This window comes from Bowmanella pacifica, from assembly GCF_014645355.1.
GTDB lineage: Bacteria > Pseudomonadota > Gammaproteobacteria > Enterobacterales > Alteromonadaceae > Bowmanella > Bowmanella pacifica.
Genome location: NZ_BMLS01000001.1, coordinates 133484 through 145404, shown reverse-complemented (window position 1 = coordinate 145404; position 11921 = coordinate 133484). Strand labels below are relative to the sequence as shown.

At 48.1% G+C, this 11921-nt stretch carries 7 protein-coding genes; 4 read left to right on the top strand and 3 right to left on the bottom strand.

Annotation, left to right across the window (positions count from 1 at the left end; genetic code table 11):
* The first annotated feature begins 181 nt into the window (after nucleotides 1-181).
* From IEX02_RS00640 to IEX02_RS00630, 3 genes are all read left to right on the top strand, one after another.
* The gene (locus IEX02_RS00640; RefSeq protein WP_188688761.1) at nucleotides 182-3172 is read left to right on the top strand and encodes a carboxypeptidase regulatory-like domain-containing protein; all 2991 of its coding nucleotides are present in this window, start codon (nucleotides 182-184) and stop codon (nucleotides 3170-3172) included.
* Between the two features lie 278 nt (nucleotides 3173-3450).
* A complete protein-coding gene (gene pbp4b, locus IEX02_RS00635) occupies nucleotides 3451-5919 on the top strand; it encodes a penicillin binding protein PBP4B (protein WP_188691678.1) in 2469 nt (822 codons plus the stop codon).
* A gap of 122 nt (nucleotides 5920-6041) precedes the next feature.
* Complete coding sequence (locus IEX02_RS00630) at nucleotides 6042-6836, top strand: MurR/RpiR family transcriptional regulator (protein ID WP_188688759.1); 795 nt, start codon at nucleotides 6042-6044, stop codon at nucleotides 6834-6836.
* A 319-nt stretch (nucleotides 6837-7155) separates the two neighbouring features.
* Here the strand turns inward: IEX02_RS00630 and galE are convergent, their stop codons facing one another.
* From galE to IEX02_RS00615, 3 genes are all read right to left on the bottom strand, one after another.
* Entirely contained in the window at nucleotides 7156-8178 is a 1023-nt protein-coding gene (gene galE / locus IEX02_RS00625) for a UDP-glucose 4-epimerase GalE (RefSeq protein ID WP_188688756.1), read from the bottom strand.
* 11 nt (nucleotides 8179-8189) lie between these two features.
* Nucleotides 8190-8477 carry a DUF6170 family protein gene (locus IEX02_RS00620; RefSeq protein WP_188688753.1) on the bottom strand — a complete coding sequence of 96 codons (288 nt, stop codon included), beginning with the start codon at nucleotides 8475-8477 and terminating at the stop codon, nucleotides 8190-8192.
* Between the two features lie 113 nt (nucleotides 8478-8590).
* The gene (locus IEX02_RS00615; protein WP_188688750.1) at nucleotides 8591-10141 is read right to left on the bottom strand and encodes a peptide MFS transporter; all 1551 of its coding nucleotides are present in this window, start codon (nucleotides 10139-10141) and stop codon (nucleotides 8591-8593) included.
* Between the two features lie 571 nt (nucleotides 10142-10712).
* On the opposite strand from IEX02_RS00615, the gene wecA reads away from it, so the two are divergent.
* A complete protein-coding gene (gene wecA, locus IEX02_RS00610) occupies nucleotides 10713-11780 on the top strand; it encodes a UDP-N-acetylglucosamine--undecaprenyl-phosphate N-acetylglucosaminephosphotransferase (protein ID WP_188688747.1) in 1068 nt (355 codons plus the stop codon).
* Nucleotides 11781-11921 lie beyond the last annotated feature (141 nt).

The following is an 11921-nucleotide window of genomic DNA, read 5'->3' as shown; positions in this document are numbered from 1 at the left end:
TTTTAAGTTTGTATTGAGCAAAGATTTGTCTATTCGAAATACTTATTTCTAACGACCCTTGTATTAGGAATAAAATATTTCAATTTTGTTAAAACGATGCTAGGTTAAGAATTGGCTTTATAGTAAGTCGACAACAAGTGCATTGAATAAAAAGTACAACTGAACCTGGGATAACATCAACATGAAACTCTACAAATCTGCTTTTAATAAAAGGCGCCTGGCATTGGCAACAAAAAGGGCGTTAAGTACACCTCTTTATTCCATGTCTGCCCTGGCGTTGGCGAGTGCAATGGTATGTGCTCCGGCGGTGGCCCAACAGGCTGGTGGTATTAAAGGGAAGGTCGTGGGTGAACAGGGAACTGCAGTGGCTGGTGTAACAGTAACGGCCACCAGTAACGTTATGCCAAAAGCGCGTACTGCAACAACGTCCGAAGACGGTAGCTATAACCTGCCGCTTTTGATTCCCGGACGTTATGAGCTGACCTTTAAGGCTGCTGACGGTACCGAGCGCAAGGCGGTGGCGAATGTGCTCTTGGATCAGGTATCCAATGTCAGCATCGTACTTGTACCTGCTACTGCAGATGATACTGAAGTGATTCAAATTGTCGGCAGCGCCATTGTACGTGAAGGTAATTCCTCTTTGACTAACTCTATCGGTGACGACGTCGTTGAAGGTCTGCCGGTCGGCCAGAGTTATCGCGATTTGTTTAAGTTAGTGCCCGGTGTTCAATACTCAGAAAATAGTACCCTAGGCCCTGCGGCCGGTGGTTCCGGCGTAGATAATAAATACGGTTTTGATGGCGTTGATGTATCGTTGCCATTGTTTGGTAACCTGGCCTCAGAGCCGTCCACCCATGATATTGAAATGGTGTCTATGGAGCGTGGTGGCGCTAAGGCCATTGGTTTTAACCGCTCTGGCGGTTTTGCCATGAATACCAAGTCCAAATCGGGCACCAACGAGTTTAAAGGTAAGATCGAATATAAACTTCAGGATGGTAATTTTTCTGCCAGCCCTGATCAGGGAATCATTGAGGAAGTCGATAAAAGTTGGGTAACGGCCAATTTTGGTGGTCCACTGATTGAAGATGAACTGTTTTTCTATGCTTCTTACTATCGCCCTGAGGAAGATGGACAAAGCAAGACAACTGCTTATGGCGAAGTTAAACCTTTTAAGAGCGTTAGGGATGAGTACTTTGGTAAGCTGACCTGGGCGCCCACCTATGAGCTAATGCTCAACCTAAGCTATCGGACATCAGAAAAAGAAGAAACGGCAGCCTCTATCGACGAATATGATGCTGATAGTGCGTCGGCTGGTAATACCTCGGATCAGGATATATTGATCTTTGATGGCTCATATATCATTGATGACTACACTACCCTAAGCTTCCAATACAGTGAATTCTCGCTAGAAACCGCTGGTGTGCCAGACACCCCATTGAATGTTGTGCCGACCATCGGTAGTTCACTGGATTTGGCCAATCTGGATCAGATGGGCTATCTGAATGTACCTGAGCTGAAAACTGACGAAGGTTTTGATAACGCCGGCGCTCAGATGCTGATTGATAGGTACGGTTACCTGGAAAATGGTGTTCGCAAAGGTGGCGGCGGTGTTGGTGGTTTCTTCCAGTACGACAACATCAACTTCTATCGTGACACCTTTGAAACGGCACTTAAGCACGAAATGATGGTCGGTGATACCAGCCATAACCTGCATTTCGGCTTTAAGTGGATGGAAAGTGAAGAAGAGTTGATTCGGGATTCCAATGGCTGGGGATCTATTTCATATATTGGTGGCTTGGAAATGGCGACGGATGGCACGCCTATTTATTTCCGTACTTACACTCAGCAATCTACCTTTGGTGATATTGAAAGTTCGGTGCCAGCGATAGTTTCCTCTATTGAAACTTATAGCTTTGAGGTGAATGACACTATTGAGCATGGTGACTTTACCTACAATATTGGTGTGCTGATCAGTAAAGATACTTATTATGGTCAGGGTCTGCGACCTAAGGATGGTACAGTATCTGGTTACGAAGTCGCTCCTGGTCATAAGTACAAGATGTACTCTATTGATTGGAAAGACATGATCCAACCCCGCTTGGGTGTGGAGTGGCGATATGACGGTGAAAATACCGTATTTGCTAACTTTGCCCAATACAATCCAGAAGCGAGTTCTTTAGCACGTGCTGCGTCATGGGATAGAAACGCCCGTCCTCAGTTGGAGGTTTGGTTTGATAAAGACGGTAACTATATCGAGTCAACGCCAAGAGAAGGCTCATCGGGTAAGGCCTTCCAGGAAAATATGCAGCCTCGCCGCGTTGATGAATTTACTATTGGTACCACAAAACAGCTGACCGATGAGTGGTTCTTACGCGGTCATGCCAGATACCGTGAAGGTTCGCATTTCTGGGAAGATGTGCCTAATACAGCACGTTTGTCCGGTACTTACGGTAATGGCTCCGTACCACAACATATTGCCGATAGAGGCTTGTATGTGGATAACCTGGCCGATATTCGTGCAGAGATTGGCGGCTCGTCCTATGTTATCGCTGAGGTGGATGACGGCCAAACCAAATACTGGGAGCTAAGCCTGGAGGCAGAATGGAATGGTGATAATACCTACCTGAATGCGTCTTATGTGTGGAGCCACTTCTACGGTAACTTTGACCAGGACAACACGACTGCCAATAACGATGCTAATACCTTTGTTGGCTCGTCAAACTATAACGATGGTAATGGGCGTTATTCCTGGGATAACAAGTACGGTACGCTGAGCAGTGATAAGCCGCATCTACTGAAGGTCTATGGTTATTACACCACGGACTGGAATGCCAATATTGGTGCTTACTTGTTGTATCAATCTGGGCAGCCATGGGAAAAATGGGATCCTACAGTGTATGGTTATGCCAGCACAGTATCTGCTACTAACCGTTATGGTGAACCCGCGGGTAGCCGTCGTGGACCAAGCCACTGGCAGTTGGATTTGAACTACACCCAAGATTATCAATTAACCGATGATTTTGTTCTGAAGTTCAGAGCCGATCTGTTTAACGTGTTTGACCGTCAGACCGGATATAGCTTCAACCCTTACGCCTTCTCTGAAACTTTCGGTGAGCCGCGTAAGTATTACAACCCACGCAGACTGCAGGTTTCTGTAGCCGTGGAATTCTAAGCAAACCCTTTGGCCCAGCCTGGCTGGGCCATACTCAAAATCCTCGCCATCGGTCGGGGATTTTTTATGTCCAGGGATGGACGGTATGCCGTGGTCGCATGGATGCGAAGGAACGGCGATGTCCAGAGGGCGGGCAGAAAATTCCTGCCTCTCTGGTTTCTTTGACCGGCGCAAGCGGTCAGAAAGATGTATTAACGCAATTCGGTGCAATAAAAACACCATCGGATAACGAGAGACTAACTAAGGCCATGCAGGTCTACAAAAACAAAGAGAGCAGTATGCCGTTTCATCAGGGAATTATTCGTCGAGCTTTGGTTGGCCTTGCCGCCATGGCTGGAGTGGTAGGATGCAGTAGCTTTTCGGTGCAGCAAATGCCGTCGCAAAGCTATAACCATAGAGTACAGTTTTTGGTGATGCACTTTACTGCCATTGATTATCAAAAATCAGTAAATGCGCTGGTCAACGGCAAGCATGTGAGTTCGCACTACCTGCTCCCTGAGCGTTTTGATCCCAGCTACCCTGGCGGTGATGACCTGCAGGTTTACCAACTGGTGGATGAGCATGACAGGGCCTGGCACGCGGGTAGAAGTTACTGGCAAGGTCGTGAAAATCTCAATGATCAGTCCATTGGTATCGAGATTGTCAATGTGCCCCGCTGTGAGCGTCCTATGGGCCATCACTTTATGGATCCAGACCACAGCAGCGAACACGGCGATGGACGCCTGTGTATTTTTCCTGATTACGATCCCAAGCAGATTGAGTTGCTGGTTAAATTATCCAAGCAGATATTGGCCCGCAATCCGAATATCGGTCCAACCCAGGTAGTGGGTCACTCAGATATCACCCCCAACCGCAAAAATGATCCAGGGCCGCGCTTTCCCTGGTACCAGCTATATAAAGAGGGCATCGGTGCCTGGTATGACAATGATACGGTGAATAAGTACTGGCAGCAGTTCAGCCATACGCCGCCCAGCATTAGCCTGATGCAAGCTGCGCTGCGTGCTTATGGCTATGGTGTGCTGGAAACCGGCGAGATGGACAGTCAGACGTTAGATACCTTGTCAGCCTTTCAGATGCACTTCTTACCCTGGCATGTTAACGGTGAGGCCTCGGATAAAACCGCGGCGGTGTTATTTGCGTTACTGGATAAGTACTTCCCCAGGAAACTGGAGCGCTTGATGAGCCGCTATGCCAAGGAACAAGTGGCACTGCCGGTCGAAGTGACCTTGATAGCGCGCGGGCAGATAGACGAGGTTTTCCCCCAGCCAGAGCCCAGTAGCAGAGTTTTTATTAATGACCGCCGGGTTTTTAAAGCCTATGCAGGGCAGGGCGAGATTATTATCGACAGCCAAGAAGCACAAAGTGCGGATATCTATATTAACGGCCAGAAACTGAATATTCAGCAGCCCTTTAGTGCCAATCAGCAGTACCGCTATTCTCTGTCTAAACGCACTCATAGTGGCAATAACACCCTCAAAGTGGCCAATGTAAAGCCCGAAGGCGCCAGCATCCGGGTAACCATCCCCTATCCAGAGCTACAACAGGGTAACAAAAGGGCATATAACTTTAACGCTGTGGATTCACTGATCGAGGATGATATTGCCAATGGCTTCCCTGGCGCGGTGTTGATGGTGGTTAAAGACGGTAAAGTGGTGAAGCAAACCGCCTATGGTTATCAAAAGCGTTATGATGAAAATGGCCAGTTACTGGCAAACTCGCAGCCTATGCACGCCAATACCCTGTTTGATATGGCATCAAACACCAAAATGTATGCCACCAACTATGCGCTGATGAAACTGGCCAGTCAGGGTAAGTTGGATATCAGCCGCCCCATTGCCGACTATATTCCCGAATACAAGGGCGGCGGGCGCAATGTCAGAACCGTTAAGGACTTGCTGGAGCATACGGCAGGATATGGCAGTGAAGTGCGCTTTTTTGACCGCAACAATGCCCTGGGTGAGCGATTCTTCTCGCAGAATAAGGCCCGCACATCGCAGTTGTTAATTTCTCAGGTTCCTTTCGAAACGGGCAGGCATGTACGCACATTATACAGTGACACCGACTATATGTTGCTGGGGCTGTTGGTTGAACGCATTGCCGGTATGCCGCTGGACACCTACGTGGAAACCCAGATCTACCAGCCGCTCGGCCTGACCCATAGTGTATTTAATCCACTGCAGAAAGGGTTCAGCAAGGGACAAGCCGCAGCCACCGAACTGCAAGGCAATAGCCGGGATGGACGGTTAGATTTTGACAATATTCGTACCTACACCCTGCAAGGGGAAGTACATGACGAAAAGGCCTTCTATGCCATGGGCGGCGTATCTGGCCATGCTGGTATGTTCTCTACGGCCTCCGATATGGCAGTGCTTACTCAGATTTTGCTGAATCGCGGTGGCTATCAGCAGCACCAGGTCTTCAGCGCTAACGTGCTGGACCAGTTTGCTAAGGCTTCGGATGCAGATATTACTCAGGGCTTAGGCTGGCGCCGTGCCGGGAATGGTGACAGAGCCTGGCACTTTGGCCCCTATGCCAGCCCGCAGGCTATTGGTCATACCGGCTGGACGGGGACGGTAACCGTAGTCGACCCGACCTACGATTTGGCCATTATTCTGCTGACCAATCGCAAACACAGCCCCATTGTGGAGTCGCAGACCAGCTATGGCTTTGCCGGTGACGAGTTTGAAACCGGGCGCTATGGCAGCGTGATTTCGCTGATCTATGAAGCCATCCTGGGTAAGCAGTAAATGTTTCAATAATAAGAAATTAAGGGGATGACCCAGAGCAAAAAACGGTTATGCTATGGCGTTATACCCTTAATAATAAAATGCATGACAGAAACTGGAAACACAAGCGCTAGGGAGAGACTTTGACCTGTTTACTAAAGATGCAAGCCATGCGCGAGAATATGTCGTCCAGTGAAAAACGACTGGCTGATTTTATATTGGATAATACCCACCTGCTGCGTGATTATTCGTCACAACAGCTGGCGAATGCAGTGGGGGTGAGTCAGTCCAGTGTGGTTAAGTTCAGCCAGAAAATGGGCTATCGGGGTTACCCAGACCTTAAGTTGGCTGTTAACGAGAGTCTGGCACGAGGCCTGGGGTTACAAAATCAGTCTGGCGCTTCTGACAGCCAGGATGAAAGGGAGTTAATCAGTGAACTTATTCGTCAGGAGGCCATGAAAACCATCGATTACCTGGCGGAAGTGGAAATCTCGGATGCATTTAGTCAGGCTCTGGCGGCGCTTACCAATGCCGCCTGTATACAAGTGCAGGGAATGGGAGAGGGGTGTTATCCGGCCACCCGGCTTGCCCAAGGGTTATGTCAGTTACCCAAGCAAGTGCAACATGTAAACGACCAGCGCCTGGATTTGCTGCTCGCCGAACAGGCGATAGAAAATAAGGTGTTGGTGGTGATCAGTATTGATGACAGTGACAGTCACCTACAGGAGCTAATTCGCATTAATCGCAGCTACCGGGCTAAGATTATCGGTATTTGTAAATATGGCGACACCCGTTTACCCAGCCTGTGCGATATAACCTTGCAGATGCTGGTGGACAGTCATCATCCCGATGTGGTGATACCGCCCCAGGCCATCAACTTGTCTTATCTGGTGGATTTATTGGTGCTGTCGTTACAAAAAGCGGCTGCAAAAGGTTAGTTTGTACTCAAAACGCAGAAGCCACTTCTAGCATATTGTTTTTCTTCGAGTTCTCTGCGACCTTCGTGGTGAGAAACAAAACCCAATCAACAAGAAGGACACGAAAAGCACGAAGGGGTCAAAATCAACAAAAGCCCTTGTAACTCATTGCTTTTCTTCGTGTTCTCGGTGGGCTTCGTGGTGAGAAATAAAAACCCAAATCAACAAGAAGGACACGAAATACACGAAGGGGCTAAAAGCTATCAAAATACCATAAAGTATTGTTTTTCTTCGGTTTATTTGTGACCTTCGTGGTGGGAAAACAAAACCCGTTAGGCCGTTACTGGCCCTGATAGCCATCCGGGTTTTGTGACTGCCAACGCCAGGTATCCTGGCACATTTCCTCAATGCCTTTAGTGGCTTTCCAGCCAAGTTCCTGCTCAGCCAGACTGGCATCCGCGTAACATGACGCCACATCGCCGGCGCGGCGAGGTGAAATCTGATAGGGAACCGGTTTGTTGCTGGCTTGTTCAAAGGCCTTCACCATATCCAGTACACTGTATCCCTTACCGGTACCCAGATTATAGATTTTAAGCCCGGCCCCTTGCTGCAGTTTGTCCAGGGCTTTTAAGTGGCCGGCAGCAAGATCTTCTACGTGAATATAATCACGCACTCCTGTACCGTCCGGGGTGGGGTAATCGTCACCGAATACGCTGAGTTGAGCTCTTCGTCCAGTGGCCACCTGAGCCACAAAGGGCATCAAATTATTGGGAATGCCATTAGGGTCTTCACCAATACGACCGGACGCATGGGCCCCCACTGGGTTAAAGTAACGCAACAGGGCGATATTCCAGCTGGGATCGGCGTTAAACAGGTCCTTGAGGATCAGTTCCACCATCAGCTTTGACTGACCATAGGGGTTAGTGGGATTGCCGGTAGGCATAGACTCCAGCAGCGGCAATGATACAGGATCGCCGTACACCGTAGCCGAAGAGCTGAATACCAGATTTTTCACCCCATGGGCTTGCATGGCTTCACACAGCACCAAGGTGCCGTATACATTATTCTGGTAATAACGTAGCGGTTGCTCCACCGACTCGCCAACCGCCTTAAGGCCGGCAAAATGGATAACGGCATCCATACTGTTAGTGGCGAACAGTTTATTCAGTAATGCGCTGTCGCGAATATCGCCTTGGATAAACGCCAGTGTTTTTCCACTTAGCTGCTGGACACGCTTCAAGGACTCCGCTGAGGCATTACTTAGATTATCCAACACCGTGACCTGGTGGCCTGCTTCCAGCAATTGCAAAACGGTATGACTGCCAATATAACCGGCGCCGCCGGTGACCAGAATATGAGACATAGTTACCTTCCTTATTGGTTGTCTGAGAGATATTTTTCACATAGTGCATATTGTACCGGCCTGAGTACCAGCGGATATGCCAGTATCACCAGTGCGGCCCAAAGTAGTGCCCACCAGTTATCACTTACCCGTAAAATAAACACAAAAAGTGGCAATAAGAGCAGCAGCTTTAAGATATTCAGTAGCATTTTTTCCGGCAAACTGAGCTTGCGTGCCGCCGCACTTAAACGAGCCAGCCTCTCTGCTAGAGGCAGCCCTGCTAATGCCGGGATGCTGCGTGTTGATAGGTAAAACTTCATGGTAAATCGCACGGTAAAATTATGGCGCAAGCTTACCTGAATTTGCCGGTTGTTTCAGCCCGGCCAAAAGGATAAAAAAACGCCCGGTTTACCGGGCGTTCTATTCAGCACTATCAGGGGTTCGTTTGTGCCTGACCAACAGAAGGCTGTTGCGGACTGTCCGATTCAGGTTTATCCGCCAGCTTTTCCCAGTGACGGGTTTTCAGCGCAAGCAGGAACACCACAATACCTACGGCGATGCTAAACAGGGTGATTTGCATAAACAAATCTGGCATTTCTGCAGGTTTTTCAGGGTCGAAGTTACCCGCCAGCAGACCGGCCACCACACTACCGATAGAGTAGGTTAATACAAACACGCCCATCATCTGGCCGGCCATACGCTTGGGCGACAGTTTGCTGACCGCGCTTAATGCCACCGGGCTCAAGCAAAGTTCACCAACGGTATGCAGGAAGTAAGTGGCAATTAACCAAAATGGCGCCACTTTCAGGCCACTGGCCGCCAATTGGGCAGCGATAAACATGACAATAAAGCCAGTTGCCATAATCACCAGACCAATGGCACTTTTAAAGCCGTAAGACGGGTTGATCATACGCTTGCTGAGGTTAATCCACAGGGCAGCGAAGAAGGGCGACATAATCACCAAAAAGATGGAGTTAGCCGATTGGAACCAAGCGGTAGGGATCTCAAAGGTGCCCATCATGCGATCGGTCAGGTCGCGACCAAACAGGTTCAGTGACGAACCCGCTTGTTCAAATCCAGCCCAGAAACAGGTGGAAGCGACACAAACCAGAAACAGTGCCAGCAAGCGGCGGGTTTCATCACCGGTTAATTTGCTGAACATAAAAATAGCGGCGTAATACAGCAGGAATACTGCGGTGATCGCTATGGCCACATATTGGGCCATGCTAACCGGGTCAAAGCTCAATTGGCCGGACAGCATTAAAAAGGTAATCACGGCCAGTACCACTAAAAAGCCAATAATGACCATCCAGCTCAGGCGCGCGGCATTGGGTGATAAAGGTTCGGTGGGACCATTACCGATATTGCTCAGCTTGGGTAGGCTCATACGATACTGGATTAAACCCAGGCCCATACCGACTGCCGCCGCACCAAAGGCCCAGTGCCAGCCCATATTGGTTTGCAGATAACCACAGACAAAGTAGCCGATGATAGAGCCGATATTAATGCCCATATAATATAAGGTGTAGCCCGCATCACGGCGCTGATCTTCCGCGCTATAAAGCTGCCCCACTAAGGCACCGATATTGGGTTTTAACAGGCCGGTACCCAGTACCACCAGAATCAAACCTAAAAAGAAGGTTTGATCTGAAGGAATAGCTAACACGATATGGCCAGTCATAATAATCAGACCGCCATACCACACGGCTTTTTGTCCACCGATTAAGCGATCGGCCATCCAACCGCCGGGCAAGCCCATAAAGTATACTGCGCCGGTATATAAGCCATAAATGGCAGTGGCTGAGGCCACGGTAATGGCTAAACCGCCTTCCTGTAAACTGGCGGTCATAAACAACACCAGCAACGCACGCATACCGTAGTAGCTCATGCGCTCCCACATTTCAGTGAAAAACAGCGTAGAAAGTCCGCCGGGGTGGCCAAAGAATGCTTTGTCGAGATTGTCGTTAGATGAAGGGGTTGTCATTATTGCTGGCCTCCGCAAGAATAGCCGGCGGCCGCAAGACCGGAGTCGGATGGTTTCATCAATCCTTCCTTATTTAATAATAATTATCAGGAATCAAACGCTTAGCCGGTTACCAGATGTAAATGGGTTGAAAACTAGCCAACACGCTCGTTGCAAGCGCTCGGTTATACCGCTCACTCTGGTTGAATGCAAGTGTATTGCGGCAAGTCCAACTGGGTGGCCTACCCGTTAGTGGTAGGCAAAACCTGTTGACAGACTCTCTTAGTCACAAGCGCATTTTGTAGCATTTTGTAGCTGGTGGTAAGGGCGTTGCTTTGCTACCATTTCGCGTCAGATGTAAAGTCCGTCTAGAACCGGTTTGCTACTCAGTTTTTGTCGTGAGGTAGAGCCAGCAGATTTAAACCTAGATTGTTGTTATTTTAGACGCATTGACGAGTTTGTAGCGCCTTATCTTCTTCTGGCTGGAAAATTGTGAAACAAAATAGAAAAATAAATAAGTGTAGAGCTTGGGAAATTATTTCTTTTTATGGCTGATTTTATCTTTATTTTATTGAAGCCAAGGAAAGAGTAAATGTTGGCGTATCTGGAAATTATCCCATTATTTACCGCATTTTTTGTGGCGCTTCTATCTTTAGTTGTCATGACTCCCTTTGCTCGCCAGTTAGGTTTGGTTGACGCACCTGATGTGAGAAAACGTCATTCTGGGGTGGTGCCATTAACGGGCGGTGTATCTATATTTTTAGCGGTATTGGTCGCCAGTTTAGTTACAGATGTGTGGATGAAAAACTATCCATTATTTTTTACTGCATCTGCAGTCATTATTTTGCTGGGTATGTTGGATGACAGATTTAATTTAAGCGCTAAGGGGCGGCTTTTTTGCCAGTTTGGCGTTGCCTCAATTATGGCGTGGAGCGCTCAGAACTATATAACAGATCTTGGGGATGTTCTGGGCTTTGGAGAACTCTACCTTGGCTCTGCGGGTTATTTTTTCACGCTGATATGCGTTGTAGGGGTGATAAATGCCTTCAATATGATTGACGGCATCGATGGCCTTGCTGGTGGGATGAGCCTGGTCGTCTTGTTTTCTGTTGTATTTTTGATGTTAGTGTCCAACAACGGTGGTTCAATTATGGCACCGTTGATAATTATTGCTGCTATCGTTCCTTTTCTAGCATTCAATCTCAGTATTAAAGGGTTTCGGGGCAACAAAATTTTCATGGGCGATTCCGGCAGTATGTTTATCGGCCTAACTATCGTTTGGTTGCTGGTAGAGTTTACTCAGGGAGGCAAACCTGCCATGCGTCCAATAACAGCGGTGTGGCTAATTGGTTTACCTTTGATGGATATGGCCGCCATTATGTATCGTCGCGCTAGGCAGGGACAGTCTATGTTAAGGCCGGATAGGCAGCACTTGCATAATATATTTATGAGAGCCGGTTACTCTCAAACAAAGTCTCTGATTATTATTGTATGCTTGGGCGCAATATACTCTGCGGTTGGCATCACCGGTGAGCTGCTTAATGTGCCAGAATCAATTATGTTTTATCTTTTTGTATTCGTGCTGATACTTTACAGCTTGGTATTGCAGAATATTTGGAAAATATTAAGAGTTGTAAGGCGTTGGAGAAAACGCGTGTAGTTCACCAACCTCATGTTGGTGATTTTTTATTATAAGACCCAATAACAACATGTTTAAAAAGTATATTCTGGTTATTTTTTCTTTTTCATTTCTGTATGGTTGCGCGTCTGCTCCAGAGCAACCCGTGTCCTCCAGAGCTCT

Bases quoted from the DNA above. Each gene is read 5' to 3' on its own strand.
- IEX02_RS00620 (WP_188688753.1), bottom strand. From the start codon at position 8,477: ATGAAGTTTTACCTATCAACACGCAGCATCCCGGCATTAGCAGGGCTG.
- galE (WP_188688756.1), bottom strand. From the start codon at position 8,178: ATGTCTCATATTCTGGTCACCGGCGGCGCCGGTTATATTGGCAGTCAT.
- IEX02_RS00615 (WP_188688750.1), bottom strand. From the start codon at position 10,141: ATGACAACCCCTTCATCTAACGACAATCTCGACAAAGCATTCTTTGGC.
- pbp4b (WP_188691678.1), top strand. From the start codon at position 3,451: ATGCCGTTTCATCAGGGAATTATTCGTCGAGCTTTGGTTGGCCTTGCC.
- wecA (WP_188688747.1), top strand. From the start codon at position 10,713: ATGTTGGCGTATCTGGAAATTATCCCATTATTTACCGCATTTTTTGTG.
- IEX02_RS00640 (WP_188688761.1), top strand. From the start codon at position 182: ATGAAACTCTACAAATCTGCTTTTAATAAAAGGCGCCTGGCATTGGCA.